Origin of the sequence: Ferrovibrio sp. (assembly GCF_017994015.1) — a bacterium.
GTDB lineage: Bacteria > Pseudomonadota > Alphaproteobacteria > Ferrovibrionales > Ferrovibrionaceae > Ferrovibrio.
Genome location: NZ_JAGOLP010000003.1, coordinates 194,719 through 217,286, shown reverse-complemented (window position 1 = coordinate 217,286; position 22,568 = coordinate 194,719). Strand labels below are relative to the sequence as shown.

Annotated in this window: 18 protein-coding genes; 16 read left to right on the top strand and 2 right to left on the bottom strand. The window is 63.0% G+C overall.

Annotated elements, in window-relative coordinates; genetic code table 11:
• The 16 genes from cofH to edd form a co-directional block, all read left to right on the top strand.
• A partial coding sequence (gene cofH, locus KBB36_RS03910; protein ID WP_290977152.1) for a 5-amino-6-(D-ribitylamino)uracil--L-tyrosine 4-hydroxyphenyl transferase CofH occupies positions 1–2,229 on the top strand: 2,229 nt, incomplete at its 5' end.
• Between the two features lie 4 nt (positions 2,230–2,233).
• Positions 2,234–3,001: a coenzyme F420-0:L-glutamate ligase gene (gene cofE, locus KBB36_RS03905; protein ID WP_290977149.1), complete on the top strand. Its 768-nt coding sequence runs from the start codon at positions 2,234–2,236 to the stop codon at positions 2,999–3,001.
• A gap of 181 nt (positions 3,002–3,182) precedes the next feature.
• The gene (locus KBB36_RS03900; protein ID WP_290977146.1) at positions 3,183–4,052 is read left to right on the top strand and encodes an IclR family transcriptional regulator; all 870 of its coding nucleotides are present in this window, start codon (positions 3,183–3,185) and stop codon (positions 4,050–4,052) included.
• Between the two features lies 1 nt (position 4,053).
• On the top strand, positions 4,054–5,013 hold the full coding sequence (locus KBB36_RS03895) for a tripartite tricarboxylate transporter substrate binding protein (RefSeq protein ID WP_290977144.1): 960 nt from the start codon (positions 4,054–4,056) through the stop codon (positions 5,011–5,013).
• Positions 5,014–5,025: 12 nt separating this feature from the next.
• On the top strand, positions 5,026–5,463 hold the full coding sequence (locus KBB36_RS03890) for a tripartite tricarboxylate transporter TctB family protein (protein ID WP_366933168.1): 438 nt from the start codon (positions 5,026–5,028) through the stop codon (positions 5,461–5,463).
• The gene (locus KBB36_RS03885; RefSeq protein WP_290977138.1) at positions 5,456–6,976 is read left to right on the top strand and encodes a tripartite tricarboxylate transporter permease; all 1,521 of its coding nucleotides are present in this window, start codon (positions 5,456–5,458) and stop codon (positions 6,974–6,976) included. Before KBB36_RS03890 ends, KBB36_RS03885 begins: the two co-directional genes overlap by 8 nt.
• Positions 6,973–9,264, top strand: a complete 2,292-nt coding sequence (locus KBB36_RS03880) for a xanthine dehydrogenase family protein molybdopterin-binding subunit (RefSeq protein ID WP_290977135.1) — start codon at positions 6,973–6,975, stop codon at positions 9,262–9,264. The genes KBB36_RS03885 and KBB36_RS03880 overlap by 4 nt, the downstream gene beginning before the upstream one ends.
• Before the next feature lie 18 nt (positions 9,265–9,282).
• Positions 9,283–9,711: an SRPBCC domain-containing protein gene (locus tag KBB36_RS03875; protein ID WP_290977133.1), complete on the top strand. Its 429-nt coding sequence runs from the start codon at positions 9,283–9,285 to the stop codon at positions 9,709–9,711.
• Entirely contained in the window at positions 9,711–10,586 is an 876-nt protein-coding gene (locus tag KBB36_RS03870) for an FAD binding domain-containing protein (protein ID WP_290977130.1), read from the top strand. The genes KBB36_RS03875 and KBB36_RS03870 overlap by 1 nt, the downstream gene beginning before the upstream one ends.
• Positions 10,579–11,055, top strand: a complete 477-nt coding sequence (locus tag KBB36_RS03865; protein WP_290977127.1) for a (2Fe-2S)-binding protein — start codon at positions 10,579–10,581, stop codon at positions 11,053–11,055. Before KBB36_RS03870 ends, KBB36_RS03865 begins: the two co-directional genes overlap by 8 nt.
• Positions 11,048–12,025: an LLM class flavin-dependent oxidoreductase gene (locus KBB36_RS03860; RefSeq protein WP_290977124.1), complete on the top strand. Its 978-nt coding sequence runs from the start codon at positions 11,048–11,050 to the stop codon at positions 12,023–12,025. Before KBB36_RS03865 ends, KBB36_RS03860 begins: the two co-directional genes overlap by 8 nt.
• Complete coding sequence (locus KBB36_RS03855) at positions 12,022–13,026, top strand: LLM class flavin-dependent oxidoreductase (RefSeq protein ID WP_290977122.1); 1,005 nt, start codon at positions 12,022–12,024, stop codon at positions 13,024–13,026. The genes KBB36_RS03860 and KBB36_RS03855 overlap by 4 nt, the downstream gene beginning before the upstream one ends.
• Positions 13,027–13,045: 19 nt before the next feature.
• Positions 13,046–13,669 carry a flavin reductase family protein gene (locus tag KBB36_RS03850; protein WP_290977119.1) on the top strand — a complete coding sequence of 208 codons (624 nt, stop codon included), beginning with the start codon at positions 13,046–13,048 and terminating at the stop codon, positions 13,667–13,669.
• Positions 13,670–13,717: 48 nt separating this feature from the next.
• Positions 13,718–15,817, top strand: coding sequence for a hydantoinase/oxoprolinase family protein (locus tag KBB36_RS03845; RefSeq protein WP_290977116.1), 2,100 nt, complete (start codon positions 13,718–13,720; stop codon positions 15,815–15,817).
• Positions 15,814–17,469 (top strand): hydantoinase B/oxoprolinase family protein, encoded by a 1,656-nt coding sequence (locus KBB36_RS03840; RefSeq protein ID WP_290977113.1) that lies wholly within the window; start codon positions 15,814–15,816, stop codon positions 17,467–17,469. Before KBB36_RS03845 ends, KBB36_RS03840 begins: the two co-directional genes overlap by 4 nt.
• Positions 17,470–17,526: 57 nt before the next feature.
• Complete coding sequence (gene edd / locus KBB36_RS03835; protein ID WP_290977111.1) at positions 17,527–19,350, top strand: phosphogluconate dehydratase; 1,824 nt, start codon at positions 17,527–17,529, stop codon at positions 19,348–19,350.
• Here the strand turns inward: edd and KBB36_RS03830 are convergent.
• Together KBB36_RS03830 and KBB36_RS03825 are read right to left on the bottom strand one after the other, a co-directional pair.
• Positions 19,347–20,954, bottom strand: coding sequence for an MBL fold metallo-hydrolase (locus KBB36_RS03830; RefSeq protein WP_290977108.1), 1,608 nt, complete (start codon positions 20,952–20,954; stop codon positions 19,347–19,349). The two genes, edd and KBB36_RS03830, sit on opposite strands and share 4 nt — an antisense overlap.
• A gap of 3 nt (positions 20,955–20,957) precedes the next feature.
• The gene (locus tag KBB36_RS03825; RefSeq protein ID WP_290977105.1) at positions 20,958–22,478 is read right to left on the bottom strand and encodes a thymidine phosphorylase family protein; all 1,521 of its coding nucleotides are present in this window, start codon (positions 22,476–22,478) and stop codon (positions 20,958–20,960) included.
• Between the last annotated feature and the right edge of the window lie 90 nt (positions 22,479–22,568).

The window sequence follows — 22,568 nt, the reverse complement described above, 5'->3', positions numbered from 1 at the left end:
CCAAAAAACCTGCCGGCGGCTTTTCTCACACCAGAACAGGTGCTTGATATTGCCCGCAGGGGGCGCGAAGCCGGCTGCCATGAGGCTTTGTTCACGCTCGGCGACAAGCCGGGACTGCGCTACCGCGAGGCAGCGGATTTCCTGCGCCAGCAGGGTTATGCCAGCACGGTGGAGTATCTATATGCCATGTGTGCGCTGGTGCAGCGCGAAACCGGGCTGCTGCCGCATGTCAATGCCGGGGTGATGCCACTGGCCGATATCGAGCGGCTGCGCCAGGTCAGCGTTTCGCAGGGCATCATGCTGGAAAGTATTTCCGAGCGGCTATGCGAGCGCGGCGGCGCGCATTTTGGTTCGCCCGACAAGCAGCCGGCGGTGCGGCTGGAGATGATCGCGGCGGCGGGTAAGGCGCGCGTGCCGTTCACCTCCGGCATTCTGATCGGCATCGGCGAAACGCGCGAAGAGCGCATCGCCTCGTTGCTGGCCTTGCGCAACCTGCATGCCGAATATGGTCATGTGCAGGAAGTGATCGTGCAGAATTTCCGCGCCAAGCCGGATACAAAGATGGCCGGAGAGGCCGAGCCGGATATGGACGAACTGCTCTGGAGCGTGGCGGCGGCGCGGCTGATCCTGGGCGCCGAAATGAATATCCAGGTGCCGCCCAATCTGAGCTATGCCGATTTTCCGCGCCTGCTGGATGCCGGTATCAATGATTGGGGCGGCATCTCGCCGGTGACACCGGATTATGTCAATCCGGAAGCGCCCTGGCCTGCCGTGTCGCGGCTGGAAGCCGCCACGTTGGCCAAGGGTTTGCGCCTGGTGCAGCGCCTGGCGGCTTATCCGGCTTATCTGCGCGATGCCGCCGCCTGGCAGGATGCGGGCATGGCGCCGGCTTTGCTGGCACATGGTGATGCCGATGGCTTTGCACGCGAGGATGAATGGAGCCCCGGCGTGCCAGGCATCAAGCCGCCGCCGCAGCGCCTGCCGGCGCCGCTGCCTGCGGTGCAGGATGGTGCCACACGCGAACTGGATCAGCTGTTGCGCAGCGCCGAGGCCGGTCAAAGGCTGGAGGCGGCCGGCATCGTGCGGCTGTTTGATGCCCGCGGTGGCGAGGTGGAGGCCGTGCGTCAGGCCGCCGATGCGCTGCGGCAGCGGATGAACGGCGATGTGGTGCGCTATGTCGTCAACCGCAACATCAACTACACCAATATCTGTTACTACAAATGCCGCTTCTGTGCCTTCTCCAAGGGCAAGACACACGATCATCTGCGCGGCTCACCCTATGACCTGTCGCGTGAGGAGATCACACGCCGGGTCAGCGAAGCCTGGGCGCGTGGCGCCACCGAAGTCTGCATGCAGGGCGGCATTCATCCGGATTATACCGGCCAGACCTATATCAACCTGCTGGATATGGTGAAGGCGGCCGAGCCTGAAATGCATGTACATGCCTTTTCGGCGCTGGAGGTGCATCAGGGCGCCAAGACCCTGGGCGTTGAGGTGGCGGATTTCCTGGCCCAATTGCGTGATCATGGCCTTGGCACCCTGCCCGGCACGGCGGCGGAGATTCTTGATGATGACGTGCGCCGCGTGCTCTGCCCCGACAAGATCGGCACCGAGCGCTGGCTTGAGATCATCGGCGCGGCGCATCGCGTCGGCCTGCGCACCACGGCCACCATCATGTTCGGCCATATCGAGGCGCCAATTGCATGGGCGCGGCATCTGCTGCATATCCGCGACCTACAGGCGCGCACCGGCGGCTTTACCGAGTTTGTGCCACTGCCATTCATCCATTTTGAGGCGCCGATTTATCTGCGCGGCCAGGCAAGGCGCGGCCCCACCTGGCGTGAAACCATGCTGATGTATGCCGTGTCGCGGCTGGTGCTGCATCCGCTGATCCCGAATATCCAGGGTTCCTGGGTCAAGCTCGGGTCGGAAGGGGTGGCGGCTGCGCTACGCTATGGCGCCAATGATCTTGGCGGCACGCTGATGGACGAAAGCATCTCGCGCGCGGCCGGTGCCGAGCATGGTTCCGAATTGCCGCCGCATGCGATGGAGCAATTGATCCGCGATGCCGGACGCGAACCACAGCAGCGCAGCACGCTGTACCAGCCGGTGAGCGAGGAGCGCCGCCGCGCCAGCCACAGCGCAGCACCGCTGCTGCCGACGGTGCAGACGCCTTATCGCCGCAGAGCAGCAGAGCAGCCGATGCCGCAACCCGCCCTGGCGGTGTGAGGCGATGCCGGCCGCATTGCAATTGCTGGCCCCGGGCGGCATTGGCGAAATCCGTCCCGGCTGCGATCTCGCAAGTGAAATCCTGACTGCTTGCGCCGGCGATGGCCTGGTGCCGCAGGCCGGCGATATCCTGATCGTGGCGCAGAAGATCGTGTCCAAGGCCGAAGGCCGTCTGGTGGCGCTGGATGAAGTTGCGCCCTCCGCCGAGGCACGGACCCTGGCGCTCAAGGCCGGCAAGGATGCCCGCATCGTTGAACTGATCCTGCGCGAATCGAGCGCTGTGCTGCGTTGCGTGCCGGGGGTGATCATTGTGCGCCATCGCCATGGCACCGTGCTGGCCAATGCCGGCATCGATCAATCCAACGTGCTGCATCAGGATGGCCGCGAATACGCATTGCTGTGGCCCGCTGATCCCGATGCCGCCGCTGCCGGTCTGCGCCAGGCGATGCTGGCGCGGCTTGGTTTTGATCTGCCGGTGATCATCAATGACAGTCTGGGCCGCGCCTGGCGATTTGGCACGGTGGGTGCCGCCATTGGCGTTAGCGGGCTGGCTGCTTTGGTGGATATGCGTGGCGAGGATGATCGCCATGGCCGTGTTCTGGTGAGTACCGAAGTGGGGCAGGCGGATGAAATTGCGGCAGCCGCTTCGCTGCTGATGGGGCAGGCAGCAGAAGGCCGGCCGGTGGTCTTCCTGCGCGGCTATGCTGGCCGGCGCAATGCAGGCAGCGTCGCCGATCTGATTCGGCCACCGGCGAAAGACCTGTTTCCCTGATGCAGCACAGCCATGCGCAGGCGCAGGCTGCACCAATAATTTGCCAAGGATGTTTTTAAGCGACGCGATGCGGGCAATTCCGCATTGCGGATATTCTTTGCTGCGCAACAGGCATGCAAGTTCGGCGGGGTGAAGCGATTTGCGCTTGACACTCCGGCGCCACGGCGGTCATTGTACCGTCATGGAAAAGGAACCTAGTTCCGATAATAGGGACGGTAAAAGCAAAAGTCAATCCCTTGACCGGGGATTGATGGTGCTGGAAGCCATTGGCGCCGCCGATGCCGATCTTGGTGTTCGCGACCTTGCGCGCATGCTTGGCATCGCCAAGAGCATCGTGCAGCGGCTGCTCAACACGCTGTTTGAACGTGGCTTTGTCGAACAGGACCCGGTATCGCGCAAATACCGCATTGGCGCGCGGGCGTTTGAGATCGGCAGTGGCTTCACCCGCAGCGGCAGCCTGGCGCAGATTGCCACACCAGAACTGGAATTGCTGACCAAGCAGCACCAGCTCAATTCCTATCTCGGTATCCTGCGCGATAATACCGCACTCTATCTGGCTACCTTGCAGAGCAGCGGCCCGATTGCGATCCAAGTGTCGCCGGGAGATCGTATCCCGCTGCATACCACGGCGCTGGGAAAGGCTTTGCTGTTCGATATGAGCGACGCGGAAATCCGTGCGTTGCTGGAAGGCACGCAGATGGAGCGGCGCACCGCCAAGTCGAAACTCGGCATTGCCGCTTTGATCAAGGAAGTGCGGCAGGCCAAGGCGCTCGGCTTCACAATTTCAGAAGGCGAAAACATCGTCGGCATCTATTCCATCGGCGCGCCGGTTTATGACGCGACCGGCCATATTATTGCGGCGATCAGCGGCGCACTGCCGGTTGATCTGGTCGGCCGTGGCAACCTGGATCATCTCAGCCGCGCCGTCGTGGCCACGGCAGCCCGTATTTCGCAGCGCCTGGGCGCGCCGCGCCGCCTGGCCGCTGTTGCCACCGGCGGCACACTCATCACCCGTAAATCCACGCCAACCATTCGAAGCAAGGGGAACTAGAATGTCTGCCAGCACAGCCAATTGGGTTTTTGCCGCCGTCGCGGCCGTTTCCATCATCACCGCTGCCGGTGCGGCACGGGCCGAATTTCCGGAACGTCCGATCTCGCTGATCATCCCCTGGGATGCGGGCGGCAGCACTGACCAGACCGCGCGTGTGCTGGCCAAGGCGGCCGAGAAGGCGCTCGGCCAGCCAGTGGTGCCGGTGAACAAGCCGGGCGCCGCCACCGTGCTCGGCATGACCGAACTGGCCGCCGCCAAGCCGGATGGCTACACCATCGGCGTGTTGTCGAGCAGCTCATACCTGATCCCGCTGGCTGGCCGCCAGGTGCAGTATGATCCGGAAAAGAGCTTCAGCTTTATCAGCTATTACGGCGACAACCTGATCGGCGTGGCGGTGCCGGCCAATGCACCGTGGAAGACGCTGAAGGATCTGGTCGAGGACGGCAAGAAGAATCCCGGCAAGCTGAAATTCGGCACTGGCGGTGTCGGCACCACGCAGCATCTCACCATTGAGGGCCTGATGGTGGATACCGGCGCCAAGTTCATCCATATCCCGCAAAAGGGTTCGGCCGGCTCGGTGCCGGCTTTGCTCGGCCAGCATGTTGATTTCATCTCGGAAACCTCGGTCTGGGCGCCGTTCGTTGATCAGAAGGAATTGCGCGCCCTGTCGGTGACCACGCCGGCGCGCTCGCCGCGTTTCCCCGATGTGCCGACCATGCAGGAGATGGGCTACAAGTCGCTGCGTTCGGTGCAGGCGATCATTGCCCCGGCCGGCATGCCCGAGCCGGTGCGCGTCAAGCTTGAAGCGGCTTTCCGAGGCGCGCTGAAGGATCAGGCCTTCATCGATACGATGAACCGCCTTGCCATGGTGATCGTTGATATGCCGGGCGCCGAGACCAAGGCCCTGGTGGATGGTGAAATTGCCCGCGCCCGCACGCTGCTGGCGCAGATCAAGCAGTAAGGCCATCCGGTGATGCTGGCGAGCCTGTCGCCCCTTCGCCTTTCGGCGCTCGGCATGATTGTTCTTGCCGTGGCTTTTGGCCTGGGCTCGTTCAAGCTCGGATTCTGGGAGCATGGCATCCCGGGATCCGGGCTGTTGCCGGCAATCGCCAGCGGCGCATTGATGCTGGTGGGTGGCCTGCTGCTGGTGCAGTCGTTGCGCCAGCCGCCCGGCGCCGGTTTCCGCATCGAGCCGGTTGCCGCTTTGCTGTTGCTGGCGGTTTATGTGGCCAGCCTGCCTTATGCCGGCTTTTTGCTGCCCAATCTGTTGCTGTTGTTCGTCTGGGTGCGGTTTTTCCAGCATCGCAATATGCTGGAAGCCGCCTTGGTAAGCATTTTGGTCACGGGCGGCGGGTTGTTGTTGTTCAACGTTTTTCTCGACGCCCCAATCCAGGCTTGGCCCAATGTTTGAAGCGTTACAACTACTGGGGCATGGTTTTTCTCTGGCAATCCAGCCGGAGAATCTGCTCTACGCCCTGATCGGATCGTTGCTCGGCACCTTGGTGGGTGTGCTGCCGGGCCTTGGGCCGGTCACCACCATCGCGGTTCTGTTGCCGATCACCTATCAGGTCGGCTCGCCGCTGGGTGCATTGATCATGCTGGCGGCGATCTATTACGGCGCCATGTATGGTGGCAGCACCACATCGATCCTGCTGAAAGTGCCGGGCGAGGCGGCTTCGGTCATCACCTGCCTGGATGGCTACGAGATGGCCAAACGTGGCCGCGCCGGCCCGGCGCTGGCCATTGCCGCCATCGGCTCGTTTGTCGCCGGCACGGTGGCGGTGGTTGGCCTGTCGCTGATCGGGCCGCTTTTTGCCCGCTATGCCCTCAGTTTTGGCCCGCCGGAATATTTTGCCCTGGCGCTGTTTGGCTTGATCCTGGCCAGCACGTTGTCTGGCGGCCCGCCTTTGCATGGCCTCTGCATGGTGTTCATCGGTATCCTGCTGGGCCTGGTTGGCCTTGATACCATGACCGGCGATGCGCGTTTCAGTTTCGGCATTCTTGATCTGACCAATGGCATCGGCATTGTGCCGCTGATGATGGGCATCTTTGGCCTTGGCGAGATTCTGCACAATATGGAGCAACGCGGCGGCGCCAAGCTGATCACCGACAAGATCGGCCGCATCATGCCATCACGCCAGGATTGGAAAGACTCGGCCGGCCCGATCGGGCGTGGTTCGGTGCTCGGCTTTCTGCTCGGCCTGATTCCCGGTGGCGGCGCCATCCTGGCGGCGTTGATCAGTTACACAGTGGAAAAGACACTGTCGAAGAAGCCGGAGGAATTTGGCAAAGGCGCCATTGCCGGTGTTGCCGGTCCGGAATCAGCCAATAATGCGGCGGCTTCCGCCGCTTTCATTCCGCTGCTCACGCTTGGTATTCCGGGCAATGCGGTCACGGCCGTTCTGCTCGCCGCCCTGCTGATCCAGAATATCGAACCCGGCCCGCTGATGCTGGTGAAACATGCCGATGTGTTCTGGGGTGTGATCGCCTCGATGTATGTCGGCAATGTTATGCTGCTGATCCTCAATCTGCCGCTGGTTGGTTTGTGGGTGCAGTTGTTGCGGGTGCCAAGTTGGGTGTTGAACGCGGTGGTGCTGACCATCGCCATTCTGGGTGCCTACAGCCTGCGTAATGCCTGGTTCGATGTGGGTGTGCTGGTTGCGGGCGGTGCCATCGGTTATGTCTTCCGCAAGGCCAATCTGGAAGCCAGCCCGTTGATCATGGCCTTCATTCTGGCCGATCTGCTGGATACCTCGCTGCGCCAGGCCCTGCTGATGGGCGATGGTAGCCCGCTAATCCTGATCAGTCGGCCGATGTCGGCGGTGATCCTGGTGCTAGGCCTTGGCATCCTGGTGCTGCAATTGCTGACCTGGCGACGCAGCGCGCGCGCGCTCGGCTTGCAGCAGGAAGATGGCACAACATGAGCCGATCCCCCGATACGGCGGCAACGCCGCGCCGTGATGCGCTGGAGAAGGTGAGCGGCCAGGCAGAGTTCATCTCCGATGTGACCGTGCCGGGCATGCTGCATGCCCGCCTGCTCCGCAGCAGCATGCCGCATGCGCTGATCCGTGGCATCGATTGTGCGGCGGCGCGGGCCGTGCCGGGTGTGGTGGCGGTGCTGACCGGGGCCGATTTCGCCACACTGAATCATCATTGGGGCTTGTTCCTGCGGGATCGCCCGCTGATTGCCGTAGACCGTGTGCGCTATGTCGGCGAGCCGGTGGTGGCGGTGATCGCCGAGGATGAATACAGCGCCGAGGAGGCGCTGGAAGCGATTGTTGTTGATTATGAAGAATTGCCTTATGTCACCGATGCCGAAGCGGCGCTGCTGCCGGATGCGCCATTGCTGCATCCACAGCACGAGACGCTGAAAGATTTTTATTTCAAGGGCGAGGCCAAGCCGCTTGCCGGCAGCAATGCCTTCCAGAATTTTGCCTATGAGCATGGCGATGTGGATGCGGCCTTTGCCGCCGCCGACCATGTTTATGAAGACAGCTTTGATTTCCCGATGGTGTTCCATTATGCCATGGAACCGCATTGCGCCATCGCCGATTACGATCCGCGCCATGGCTTCACATTGTGGAGCTGCGGCCAGTCGCCCAGCGCCGTGCAGAAGGTGTTGAACGGCATATTCGGCACACCGCTCAGCAAGATCCGCGTCATCGTGCCTTATGTAGGCGGTGGTTTTGGCGGCAAGGCTTCGGTGAAACTTGATCCGCTGGTGGCCGGCATGGCCTGGAAGCTGCAGCGCCCAGTGCGGCTCTGCCTGTCGATTTCGGAATCGATGCTGACCTGCCGCCGTTTGAATGCCAAGGTGACCTTGCGCACCGCCGTAGGGCCCGATGGCATTCTGCTGGCCAAGGCGGTGCGGGTGTTGATGAATGGCGGCGCCTATGCTGATACCGGCCCGGCCGTGGCGATCAAGGCGGCCAATCGTGCCATCGGCCCGTATCGTTTTGGCGCGCTGCGCCTGGAAGCCCAGGCGGTTTATACCAACACGGTGCCGGGCGCCGCCTTCCGCTCCATCGGCGGGCCGCAGGCGGTGTGGGCCACTGAATCGCAGATGGATCGCATCGCCGCCGATCTGGGCCTGGATGCGCTGGATTTCCGCTATCGTAATCTGCTGGCGCGTGGCGAATATGTACGCCCTGATCTGAGGCCAATTGATGTGGATATGGCCGAAGCTCTGGGCCAGGTCTCGCAAAGCCTGGGGCCGATGCTGCAACCGGCAGAGGCCGCTGGTCGCAAGCGGGCGCGCGGCGTGGCGGTGGCGGCCAGCGACCCTGGCATCCTGCCGCTGGCTTCGGCTTTGCTGCGTATCCAGATTGATGGCTCGGTGATTGTATATGCCAACAGCGTCGAGATCGGCCAGGGTGTGCGCCAGGTGCTGGCGCAACTGGCGGCCGAAGCGCTGAACCAGCCGCTGGATGCTGTCACCGTGGCAACGCCGGATACACTGGCAGCGCCGTTCGATTGGGGCACCGGCGCCAGCCGCTCCACCGTGGTGATGGGGTTGGCGGTGCAGGCCGCAGCCGCCGATGCCGCCGCCAAGCTGCTGGATTATGCCGCCCTGGCGCTGGAAACGGCAGTGGAAAATCTGCGCTTGGTGCCAGGCGGTGTGTGCCGTGTGGCTGGCGATGGCACGGTGTTTTCCATCCGCACCATTCTGCACAAGGCTTTTGGCGTTGATAGCGGCGATATCACCGGCCTGGGCAGTATCACGCCGCAATCCAAGGGCGGCAGTCTGGTGCAGGCACCACTCTTCTGGGAAACCGCTGCCGCCGGCTGCGAGATTGAGCTGGACGAAGATACCGGCGCCATTGCCGTGAAGCGGTATGTCAGCGTTGCCGATATCGGCAAGGCGATCAATCGCGTGGCTGCCGAGGGCCAGGATGAAGGCGCGGTGATGCAGGGCCTGGGCCATGGCCTGTGCGAGGCGCTGCATTACGAAGATGGCCAGCCGGTGAATGCCAGCCTGATCGATTACAAGGTGCCGGATATCGAGGATGTGCCGGAGGAATTCCACACCATCCTGATCGAGAGCGGCACCGGGCCTGGCCCCGGCGGGGCGCGCGGCATGGGTGAGGGCGCAATTCTGCCGGCTGCACCGGCGATCGCCAACGCGCTGGCCAAGGGCTGGGGCATCCGTGTCACCAGCCTGCCGCTGACGCCGGAAAAAGTCTGGGCTGCGTTGCAGCAGAAGAAGGGCTGAAGCGCCATGGATTTTGTCATGACCATGGAACTGCCGCGCCGGCCGGACGATGTGTGGCCCTTGCTGCTGGATTTCCAGCGTATTGCGGCGTGTATTCCGGGCTGCGAGCAGGTGGAGGAACTGGCACCGCTGGCGCATTACAAGGCGGTGATGAAGCAGAAGATCGGCCCCTTCAAGCTGGAAGTGCCGGCTGAAATTCATGTGGATGAAATGCTGGCGCCCAGCCATGTGCTGGCGCGGGCTACCGGGCGTGACAAATTTACCGGTACCAGCTTCACCGTCAAACTTGGGGTTTATCTGCGGCCCGAACCGGCGGTGTTGGAAGTGCAGGCTGAATTGAGCGTGGCCGGCCGGCTTGCCTCGTTGGGCTATGGCACCATCCGCAAGAAGGCGGAGGAGAATTTCACCCTGTTCAGCCAGCGTTTGCAGCAGGAGGTAGCCACCTGATGCTGCTCAAGCGCTTCGACCTGCACCGCCCGACGACCCTGCCCGCCTTGTTTGAATTGATCGACAGGTTTGGCGAGGATGCAGCGGTTTATGCCGGCGGCACTGAATTGCTGATCGCGCTCAAAGCCCGCGTGCTGCATTACCCACATCTGATTGATCTCAAGGCCATATCGAGCCTGGGCGCCATCGCGCTGGAGGATGATCACCTGGTGATCGGCGCCCTGGCGACGCATCACCGTATCGCCGCCGACAAACTGGTGCAGCGTGTGTTGCCGGCCTATGCCGAATTGAGCAACAACATCGCCAATATCCGCGTGCGCTGCGCCGGCACTTTGGGCGGCAATCTATGTTTTGCCGAGCCGCATGCTGATCCACCAGCCTTGCTGGCGGCGCTGGGTGCGAAGTTGCGGCTGCAAAGTCTGGCTGGCAGCCGCGAGGTGGCGATGGCCGATTTTATCCATGGCGATTTCGAGACGGATCGCCAGTCCGGCGAAATCCTCAGCCATATTCTGGTGCCTTTGCCAATGGCGGGGCAGCACGCCGCCTATCGCTCTTATGGTGCCGGTGAGCGCCCGGTGGCCGGTGGCGCTGTGGTACTGGAACTGGAGCATGGCATCTGCCGTTCAGCCGCATTGTGGATCGGTGCTGTCGCTGGCCGGCCGCTGCCATTGCCTGAAACGGCAGCCGCGCTGATTGGTCTGCGGCAAAGTGAGCTTTTGCCGGCTCTGGAAACCACGCTGGCAGCGGAAATCGGCGTCATCGATATTTTCGACGATGCCCATGGCAGCGCCGATTACAAACGCCATCTGGCTGCCACCATGCTGCGCCGTGCCCTGGCCGCCGCCCTGACCCAGCCGGAGGCCAGCCATGCATGATGTTGCGGATACCACGCGCCTGACTATCACCCCGGTGGTGAATGGCGTGTTGCGCGAGATCGAGATTGAGCCGCGCGAATTGTTGATCGACATGCTGCGGCGCCAGTTGGGCCTGACCGGCACAAAACGCTCCTGCGATGTGGAAGTATGTGGTGCCTGCACCGTGCTGATCGACGGCCTGCCGGCCAGTTCATGCACCACCCTGGCTGCCGATGCCGATGGCCGCGACGTGCTGACCATTGAGGGCGTGGCGGCAGAGGGTGAGCTGGATCGTATCCAGCGCGCTTTTGTGGAGCATGGCGCCTTGCAATGCGGCTTCTGCACTCCGGGTTTTGTGCTGGCGGTGCGTGCCCTGCTGGCGCTGCATCCAAAACCTGATCACGCCACCATCACGCATTTCCTGCGCGGCAATATCTGCCGCTGCACCGGCTACGTGAAGATCATCGAAGCGGTGAAAAGCCTTGTATGACCTGAGCATCAGTTCCGATGGCCGCGATCCGGCCGCAGCCTTCCTGGCCAAGCTGGCGGCTGGCAGCAAGGCCGGGCGCCGCCGTATATGGATCGCCAATCATTTGTTCCAGCGTGATCCGATCGCTCTGGCCGGCGCAGCATTGGCTGCCGATGCCAATATCGATGTGGCGCTGATGGCGATGAGCCCATTCACGCTACATCCAGTGCAATTGGCCATGAGCGTGGCAACGCTGGCAGAATTTTATCCCGGCCGCGTGGCACTTTGTCTTGGCGTTGGCGCGCCGGCCGATCTGGCCTCTGTGGCGGTGGCGGCAGACAAGCCGCTCGGCCCGATGCGCGAGGCGATTCGTATCACCCGCGCCGTGCTCGCCGGCGAGACCGTGAAATTCGAGGGCCAGAGCTTCACTGTGCGCCAGCGCCGCCTGGTCAACCCGGCAGCGGATGTGCCGATCATCCTGGCGGCTTCCGGGCCGAAGATGCTGGAAATGGCCGGCGCCGAAGCCGATGGAGTGCTGATCTCGGCCGCCACGTCGGTGGAGTTTGTGCGCTGGTGTCTGGCGCATGTGGCAGAGGGTGCCAAAGGCCGCGCCGTGCGCCGCATTGGTCTGGTTTATGGCGCCGTGGCCGATGAAGCGGCAAGCGCGCATCAGCGCCTGCGCCGCATGCTGGCCATCACCCTGCGCGGTGCGCATCACACACAGAATCTGGAACTGGCCGGCAACAAGCTGGACCAGGCGGCTCTGGCAGCGGCGGTGGCCGCCGAGGATTGGCCGGCAGCTTTCGGGCTGATTTCCGACCGGATTGTGGCGACCCACGCCGCAAGCGGCACGCCGTCCGATGTGGCGGCGCGCTTTTCCGCCTATCGCTCAGCCGGGCTCGACGAGCTGGTGCTGAGCGGCGTAACCGACAGCCAGCAACTTACAGGCCTTATCGATGCGGCGGGCCTGGCCGCGAAGGGGGAATCATGAAGTTCAGTATCTGCCTGCCCACCGGCTTCGAGGGCGTGATGTATCCGATCCCGTTCGTCAAGCCGGAGGATTTTGTCCGTCTCGGCGTGATGTGCGAAAAGCTCGGCTATGATTCGGTCTGGGGCAATGATCACATCACCACGCAGAAATATGTCGCCGAGCTGTTCCCCAACACGCCGCCGAATTTTTATGAGCCGCTGATCACACTGACCGCTATCGGCGCCGCCACCACAAAGCTGCGCCTCGGCACTGCCTTGCTGGTGCTGCCGATGCGAGATCCGGTCTATCTTGCCAAGCAGCTCACCACGCTGGATCAGCTCACCAATGGCCGCTTTGTCATGGCGGTTGGCCTTGGCGCCTATCGTGAGGAATTCGCCGCCTGGAATTCGCGCCTCGCCTCGGCGCGGCGTGGCGATATGCTGGATGAAGGCATCGAGGCTTTGCTCAAGCTGCTCTACGAAAAGAGCGCCAGCCATGAAGGCAAGTTTTATGCCTTCAAGGATGTGGAGATGTTCCCGAAGGCCAAGCAGGACCCGTTCCCGCTGTTTATCGGCGGCCATAATATCGAGGCGGTGGAACGTGCTGCCCGCATCGGCCATGGCTGGCTGCCGGGTTGGCGCCCGCTCAGCGAAATGAAGGAGCGGATCGAATTGCTGCGCCGCCGCACGGCGGAAAACGGCCGTGATCCGATGAGCGTGGAAGTGGCGCCGCAATTCTCCTTCACCATCGCCAAGACCATGGAAGAAGCCGAACGCATCTACATGGAAAGCGGCCTGGTGGCGCATCGCAAGTCGCTGGCTTATACCGGCCGCGATCTGAGCCAGCAGGTGGTGGCCAATCTGGTCGGCTCGGCTGATGTGATCCTGGAAAAGATCGCCTATCTGAAATCCATCGGGGTTGACCATTGCTCGGCCCTGATGATCCCGGCCGACAACATGAGCGAGTTCGAGGACCAGGTGCAGTGGTTCGCCGAAGACGTCATGCGCCGCGTGCCGGCCTGAGACGGGGCGGGCCGTGACGATGACCGATGCTGGCCTCTATCAGCGGCTCAGTCTTGACGGATTGAGCCGGCAGGAGCGCTACAAGCTGCTGACCGGCAGTGTCATCCCGCGGCCCATCGCCCTGGTGACCACGCTGAACCAGGATGGCAGTGTCAACGCTGCCCCATTCAGCCAGTTCATCATTGTAGCCGCCGATCCCGGCCTGCTCGGCTTTTCGGTTGGTCCGCCACCCAAGGGGACCAAGCCCGAGGGTGAGAAGGATACCCTGCGCAACATCCGCCGCAGCGGCGAATTTGTCATCAACACGGTATCGGAAAATCTGGCCGAGGCGGTGCAGCTTTGTGCCGATATCGAGGAAAGCGGCATCAGCGAATTGCAGCGCGCCGGGCTCACCGCCCTGCCGTCGCTGCATGTGGCGCCGCCGCGCGTGGCCGAATGCGCGATCCAGTTTGAATGCCGGCTGGAACAGATCATCGCCATTGGTGATGCGCCGAATCATCTGGTGGTGGGCCGTGTGATGCAGATGCATGCCCGCCATGGCCTGATCGACGAAAAATACCATGTGGATTCTGCCGCCATTGCCGCGCTTGGGCGCATCGGCGGCCGCAATTACTGCCGTGTCAGAGAGTTTATCGCGGTGTGAGGCACGCCCCGGCCCCACAGCGCCAGTTCCAGGAAGCAGAGAAGAGACATGTCCATCAGTCGCAGCAAGCAAGAAGCCCGTATCGCCGTTGATATCGGCGGTACCTTCACCGATATCGTGCTGGAGCGGGGCGGCCAGCGTTGGACCGGCAAGGTGCTCACCACACCGCAGCGGCCGGCCGAAGGTTTCATGACCGCGATCCGCCATATCCTGGCCGATACCGGCCTGGCGCCGGGCGAGATTGCCGGGATTATTCACGGCACCACGCTGGGCACCAATGCGTTGATCGAGCGCAAGGGCGCGCGCACCGCCTTTCTCACCACCGGCGGCTTCCGCGACATCCTGGAGATCGGCTACGAGAACCGCTTCGACCAGTATGATCTGATGATCGAGAAGCCGGCACCACTGGTGCCGCGTGATCTGCGCTTCACTGTGCCAGAGCGTGTTGATGCCAGCGGCAAGGTGATCCTGCCGCTGGATGAGGCGGCGTTGCGCGCCCTGGTGCCGGTGTTGCGTGAACGCGGCGTCAAAAGCCTCGCTATTGGCTTCCTGCAAGCCTTCACCAATCCGGTGCATGAGGAGCGCGCGCGCGCCATCCTGCAACAGGAAATGCCGGAATTGTTCATCACCCTGGCGGCCGAGGTCTGCCCGGAGATTCGGGAATATGACCGCTTCTCCACCGCCTGCGCCAATGCCTATATCCGCCCGATCATGCAGACCTACCTGGATGATCTGGAGCGCCAGCTCAAGGCCTCAGGCTTTGCCTGCCCGATTTTCCTGATCACATCCAGCGGCGCCATGACCAGCGTGGAAGTGTCAAAGCAATTTCCGGTGCGGCTGGTTGAATCCGGCCCGGCCGGCGGCGCTCTGCTGGCAGCCCAGGTGGCGCAGGAATGCGGTCTGGATCGGGTGCTGTCGTTTGATATGGGCGGCACTACGGCGAAAATCTGCTTCATCGACAAGGGCCAGCCGCAAACCTCGCGCAGCTTCGAGGTTGGCCGCGTCTACCGCTTCACCAAGGGCAGTGGCCTGCCGTTGCGCATTCCGGTGATCGAAATGATCGAGATCGGCGCCGGTGGTGGCTCCATCGCCCGGGTCAACCAGCTTGGCGTGCTCACCGTCGGCCCGGATAGCGCCGGCTCCGAGCCCGGCCCGGTCTGCTATGGCCGTGGCGGCAGCGAACCGACTGTGACCGATGGCGATTTCATCACCGGGCGGATTGACGCCGAGCGTTTTGCCCGTGGGGCCTTTTCGCTGGATGCCGGCAAGGCCAAGGCGGCGCTGGCGGCATTCGGCAAGCAGCTTGATCTGAATGCCGAGCAGGCCGGCCTAGCGATCAGTGAGACGATTGAGGAAACCATGGCCAATGCCGCCCGCGTGCATGCCATCGAAGGTGGCCGCGATGTGGCCGCCTATACCATGGTGGCATTCGGTGGCGCCGCGCCGCTGCATGCCGTGTCGGTGGCCAAGCGGCTCGGTATCCGCCGCATCATCGTGCCAAGCGCTGCCGGTGTCGGCTCGGCGGTTGGTTTCCTGCAAGCGCCGATTGCCTTCGACCTGACGCAGAGCTGGTATCAGCGCACAAACACGCTCGATTATACTGCCGCCAATGCCCGGCTGGATGGCATGCGGCAACAGGCCGCCGGGCTGATCCGCTCGGCCACCGACGTGCCGCTGGTCGAGCGCGGCTCTGTGCTGATGCGCTATGTCGGCCAGGGCCATGAGATCGAAGTGCAATTGCCGCCTCGCGCCCTTACGGCCGAGGATGGCGGCCATCTGCATGACCTGTTCGTTGCTGCTTATGTGGCGTTATATGGCCGTTCGATCCCGGGCCTTGAATCCGAAGTGCTGAGTTGGTCGCTACGGCTTGGCACCAAGCCGGTGCCGGTGGCGCGGCTGAAGGAAGCGCCCGCCGATGGCCCGGCCCTGCCACCGCAATTGCGCCGCAGCTGGACCGATCCACAAACCGGCCTGCCCGGCGAGCTTGGCATCAGCGACCGCCAGACGCTTGGCAGCGGTGGCAGGCTATACGGCCCGGCAGCCGTGGTGGAAAGCGAAACCACCACCATCGTGCTGGAGGGTTATGTTTTGAGCGTGAATGAGGGCGGTTATCTGATGATCGACCGCATTGAGGAGAACCAGGCATGAGCAGCGCCGTTGGCACTAACAATGTGATGTCCGGCATCCGTCGCCAGTTGATGTGGAATCGCCTGATCTCGGTGGTGGAGGAATTGGCGCAGACGCTGATCCGGACTGCGTTTTCCACCTCCACCCGCGAAGCTGGCGATCTGGCGGCCGGCGTGTTCAGCCCGGATGGCCGCATGATGGCGCAGGCCATCACCGGCACACCCGGCCATATCAATTCCATGGCCATGGCGGTGGGGCATTTCATCAAGGAATACCCGGTCAACACCATGCAGCCGGGCGATGTGTTCATCACCAATGATCCCTGGCTCGCCAGCGGCCATCTCAACGATTTCACCGTTGTTTCGCCGGCGCATCTCGATGGCCGTGTGGTGGCGATGTTTGCCGCCACCGTGCATGTGGTGGATATCGGCGGCCTGGGCGTTGGCACCGAGGCGCGCGATGTGCACCAGGAGGGGCTTTATGTGCCGATCATGCCGCTGGCACGCGCCGGCCGCATTGACGAAACCCTGCTGCGCATGATCCGCGCCAATGTGCGCGAACCGATGCAGGTGGAAGGCGACCTGCATTCGCTGATCGTCAGCAACCAGGGCGGCATCGACCGGCTGCTGGAAATGATGCACGAATTCGGCCAGACCGACCTTGGTGAACTGGCTGATTACATCTTCACCACCTCGCGCCAGGCGATGCTGAAGGCGATCCGCGAATTGCCGCGCGGCCGCTATGAAAACCGCATGACCATCGACGGCTTCGACAATCCGGTGGATATCGTGGTGGCTGCCACCATCGAGGATGATCGTATCCTGATCGATTTCGATGGCACGTCGTCGCTGTCGCAGGCCGGCATCAATGTGCCGAAATGCTATACCGATGCCTATACCAGCTTTGGCGTGCGCTGTGTCGTCGGGCCGCGTATCCCAAATAATGCCGGCTCGCTGGAACTGGTGCAGGTGGTGGCGCCGGAAGGCTGCATCCTCAATGCGCCCTACCCAGCACCCGTGGCGGCGCGCCATATGATCGGCCAGATGCTGCCCGATGCCGTGCTGGGGTGCCTGTTCCAGGCCGCACCGGAGCGCGTGCCGGCGGAAGGGGCTTCCTGCCTGTGGAATATCCGCGTTGCCGGTGGCCCGGAAACCGCTGGCCTGGCGCCGGAACTGCGCCGCAACAGCCGCCGCTTCGCGATCACCACCTTCAATGCCGGCGGCGCCGGGGCGCGGCCGATATCGGATGGTCTCTCGGCCACATCCTTCCCGGCCGGTGTGCGGAATGTGCCGCTGGAAATCGTTGAAACCATGACCCCGCTGGTATTCTGGCGCAAAGAGCTGCGCGAGAATTCCGGCGGTTCCGGCAAATGGCGCGGCGGCGATGGCCAGATCATCGAACTGGCGCATGCCGCCGGCGAGCCGTTTATGCTCAACGCCACTTTCGAGCGGGTGGACAATCCGGCGCGCGGTCGGGCCGGTGGTGCGCCGGGTGCAGCCGGTGTGGTGCGGCTGGCATCTGGCCCGAAACTGAAAGCCAAGGGGCGCCAGATGGTGCCGGCGGGTGATCGGCTGATTGTGGAAATGCCGGGCGGCGGCGGTTATGGCCAGGTTGCCGAACGCACGCCAGAGATGCGCCAGCGCGACAAGGCCGAGGGCCGCCTCGGCACCTGACCCAGCACGGCTTTTGCTATAGGATCGTCGCTCACAACCGATGTGGGAGGCGATCCGATGGCTTTTGCTGGGCATGGAGAGAGAGCGCTGCATCCGGTGGTGTCTGAAGTCACCGAACGGATCAGGCAGCGTAGCCACGCTGGCCGGCAGGCTTATCTGGCGCAGATTGAGGCCGCCATCGCTGCCGGCCCGGCCCGGCCCCGGCTTGGCTGTGCCAATCTGGCGCATGCCTTCGCGGCTTGTGACGATGCCGGCAAGGCCGGCCTGCGTGGCGATGCCGTGAGCATCGGTATTGTCACCGCCTATAACGACATGCTGTCGGCGCATCAGCCGCTGGAGCGTTTCCCGGCTTTGATCCGCGTCGCGGCACAAGAAGCCGGTGCGGTGGCGCAGGTGGCGGGCGGTGTGCCGGCGATGTGCGATGGCATCACGCAGGGTGAGCCGGGCATGGAATTGTCACTGTTCAGCCGCGATGTCATTGCGTTGTCCACTGCTGTTGCATTGTCGCATAACAGCTTCGATGCCGCGCTCTGCCTGGGTGTCTGCGACAAGATCGTGCCTGGCCTGCTGATCGGCGCCAGCCGTTTCGGCCATCTGCCTTTTCTCTTTGTGCCCGCAGGGCCAATGCCTTCGGGCCTTTCCAACACCGAGAAATCACGGCTGCGGCAATTGGCCGCCGAAGGCAAGCTGGATCGCGCCGGGCTGCTCGATGCCGAGGCGAAAGCCTATCACGCGCCGGGCACCTGCACCTTCTACGGCACCGCCAATTCAAACCAGATGCTGATGGAGATCATGGGCCTACATCTGCCCGGCGCCAGTTTTGTCAACCCCAACACGCCATTGCGTGATGCCCTGACCCAGGCGGCGGTGCAGCGCGTGGTGGCGCTGGCCGGCGCAGAAGCCTTGCCGTTGGCTCATCTGCTGGATGAGCGCAGCTATGTCAACGCCATTATCGGCCTGCTGGCCACTGGCGGCTCCACCAACCACACCCTGCATCTGCTGGCAATGGCAGCGGCCATCGGCATCACGCTGACCTGGCAGGATTTCAGCGATCTCTCCGCCGTGGTGCCGCTGCTGGCGCGGATCTATCCCAATGGCACTGCCGATGTGAATGCGTTTCAGGCCGCCGGCGGCATGCCGGTGCTGATCGGTTTCCTGCTTGATGCCGGCCTGCTGCATGATGATGTGCAAACCGTGGCCGGCCCCGGCCTGGCGCGCTATCGCCAGCGGCCATTGCTGGATGCTGCCGGCAAGCTTGCCTGGCACGACATGGCAGCCATCAGCCTGGACCGCGATGTGTTGCGGCCTGTAGCTGAAGCCTTTGCCGCCGATGGCGGTCTCAAGCTGCTGGATGGCAATCTCGGCCGCGCCGTGATCAAGGTTTCGGCGGTCAAGCCGCAGCATCGTTTGGTGGAAGCGTCAGCGCGGATTTTTGAGGATCAGGCCGAATTCCAGGCCGCTTTTGCGCGCGGTGAACTGGAACAGGATTTTATTGCCGTGGTGCGTTTCCAGGGGCCGCAGGCCAATGGCATGCCGGAATTGCACAAGCTGACGCCGCCGCTCGGCGTGCTACAGGATCGCGGCTATCATGTTGCATTGGTTACCGATGGCCGCATGTCGGGCGCATCAGGCAAGGTGCCGGCGGCAATCCATGTCACCCCGGAAGCCGCAGCCGGCGGCATGCTGGCACGGCTGCGCGATGGCGACAGGCTGCGCCTGGATGCGGAAACCGGCCGGCTGGAGGTTCTGCTTTCCGATGCCGAACTGGCTTCACGCCAGCCAGCAGCCTGTCCGCCATCGCCTGGTGGCAGCGGACGGGAATTGTTCGGCCTGTTTCGCCGCTCTGTCGGCAGTGCCGAAGTTGGCGCCAGTATTTTTTAGCCGGTTTTGCCAAGCACCCGGTGCATCTTGCGCAACAGCCGGCGCCGCTCGGCGTCGCTGCCGGCATTACGCAATTGCTGCTGCACCCGCAGCATCAACTGGGCATAATCGTTATGCCAGTCATGGCCGCTGATCGCCTCGGCTTCGGCATACCGATCCAGTCGCTTTGGTCGTGGCGTTGCTTTCAGCAGGCGCGGATGTTTGTCGGATAGTGTGTAGCATTCATCCAGCTTGGGTGCGGTGACATGCGGCGCATCATCACCCCAGGCGGCAATCGCGGCGCGCAGGGCAGCAATGGCATCCTGCTCGCCATGGGTCAGCAGCAGGCCACGCCGCACCGGCAGCCGGTCGCGCAGCCAGTCCAGCAATTCGTCATGATCAGCATGGCCGGAATAGATCTCCAGCTTGCGGATGCGTGCGCGCACCTGCACTTCATCGCCCTGGATACGCACCGGGTTGACACCCTGTTCCAGCAGCGCACCCAACGTGCCGGTGGCCTGATAACCGATCAGCAGGATGGTGGCATTGGCGCGCCACAGGTTGTTTTTCAGATGGTGCCGGATGCGGCCCGCTTCGCACATGCCGGAGGCCGAAATGATGATGGCGCCGCCGGTTACCTGCTCAATCTGCATACTCTCCTGCACACTGCCAGTGAAATGCAGGCTGCCGCCCTGAAATGGCTGTTTGTTATCCGTCTGCACGCCGTTGGGCTTGTGCAGGTATTTGGCAAACACGCTGGTGATGCGTGTAGCCAGCGGCGAGTCGACAAAAATCGGCACGCGCTTGATCGCGCCCTCGGCAATCAGTTTGGTCAGGTCGGCCAGCAATTCCTGCGTCCGCTCCACGGCAAAAGCCGGAATCACCAGATTGCCGCCATTGGCCAGCGCGGCATTCACTTCCTCGGCCAAGGCCATGCGGCGCTCGGCATCGTTCAGTTTTGGCCGGGGCCGGCCGCCATAGGTTGATTCCATCACCACGATATCGAGGCCCTGGGGGGCGGCGGCAATTTCCTGCAATGCCTTGTGTTCGGGACCGATATCGCCGGAGAATAACAGGCGCAAGGTCTCGCCGCTGCTTTCCGCTTCCAGCTCGATAGAAGCCGCGCCGAGGATATGGCCGGCATTCCAGAAGCGGGCGCGCAGACCCGGCACCACATCGAACCAGGCGCCATAATCCCGCGGCATCAGCAGTCGCAGGCTGTCCTGCGCATCCTGCTCGGTATAGATCGGCAGCACGATGCCAAGGCCACGGCGCTGGTTGCGGCGGTTGAGCCGCTCCACTTCCATTTCCTGGATGCCGCCGGAATCGGGCAGCATGAATTGCAGCAGGTCGGCGGTGCCCGGTGTGGTGTAGATCGGGCCGTCATAGCCGGCCTTGGCCAGTTTCGGCACCAGGCCGCTATGATCGGTATGGGCATGGGTCAGCAGCACGGCGCCGATATGGCGCGGATCAAATGGCCAGGCATTGTAGTTGAGCTGCTTCAGGGTCTTGTCGCCTTGGAACATGCCGCAATCAATCAGCACGCTATGCTCGCCCACTTCAAGCCGATAGCAGGAACCGGTGACCGTGCCGGCGGCGCCGTGGAAGCTGAGATTGATCGTCATGACTTACACTCCATGGCCTGACATACCGTTGATCGTAAAGCCGTTATCCTGCATTGCCAGTTCGGCGGCAAAACCCAGATCGGCATCAAGCCCGGCATGGATGCGATACAGCGGCTCGCCCTGGCGCACCGGATCGCCGATTTTTTTCAGCAGGTCAACGCCGGCATCCTTGAAGGCCGGAGCGCCAGCCATGCGGGCAACACGGGCGATGCGCAGGCAATCGATCCCGTTCACCAGGCCGCTATGCTGCGCGGCCACCTCGTGGCATTTTCTGCTGGCCGCCGGAATGATGCCGTCCGGGCCGAGATTCGACCCTTGTGCCTCAATGACCCGCTCCATCGCCTGCAAACCGGCACCGCTTTCCAGCAGGGCGCGGGCACGATGGATGCCCTGGCCACCCTTCACAGCTTCGTCGGCTTCGATCAAGGCGCCGGCCAGCAGCAAGGCGCGTTCGCGCAGATCGGCCGGCGCCATCGGCTCATTACGCAGCACCGCCATCACATCGCGGGCTTCCAGCACCGGGCCGATGCCGCGCCCGATCGGCTGACTGCCATCGGTGAGCCGGATATCCAGCGACAGGCCGATCTTGCCACCGACATATTCAAATAACTTTCGCAGCCGCACGGCATCATTCTGGCTACGCACCTTGGCGCTGGGCCCCACGGGTATGTCCAGCACCAGATGACGCGAGCCGGCGGTGAGTTTTTTTGACAGGATGGAAGCCACCATCTGCTCGCGTGTGTCGATCCCCAATGGCCGCTCCACGGTGATCATCACATCATCGGCCGGTGAAAGATTGACCCTGCCGCCCCAGATCAGGCAGCCGCCGATGCGATCAACGATGGCGCGCATTTCATCGGTGCTGATATCCACCCGCGCCAATACTTCCATCGTATCGGCGGTGCCGGCCGGCGAGGTGATGGCGCGCGACGAGGTTTTTGGAATCGTCAGGCCATGTGCCATCACCAGCGGCACCACGATCATCGAGGTGCGGTTGCCGGGAATACCGCCGATGCAATGCTTGTCCACCACCAGCCGGTCGCCCCAATCCAGCCGCTGGCCCACATTGGCCATGGCCCGGGTCAGGCGCAGCACTTCCTCCACCGTCATGAAACCGGCGCAGCCAACCAGAAAGGCAGCCACTTCCATCTTGCTGTAGCGCGATGCGGCGATATCGCGGATCACCGCGGTATATTCGGCGTCATCAAGCTCGTGGCCCTCGATTTTGCCGCGCAAGGCATCCAGGCTTTCCACCGGCTTGGGATGGGCGATGCGCACACGGCTCTCCGGCGGCAGGCCAAAGACACGGAAGGCTTCCTCGGAAAGCCCAAGTTCGTCCGGCGCCAGCAGGGCGGCATCGTCAACGATATTGATCGTGGCCAATATGCAGGTGCCGCCCGCCGCATGTACTTCGATCTTCCCCAATGCCTGGAATTCATCCACGCGATAATGCGGGCAGGCACGGCTGAGATAGGCGATGCTTTCGCGGTGTGTGTCGATGGCGATGCGTTTTAGTTTCAACATGCTGGATTCATTGTATGATAGCCGCTTCTCACCCCGGCCCAACTTAGCCCTGCTGGATCACCAGCGCCAGAGTGCCGCCGCGACCGGATG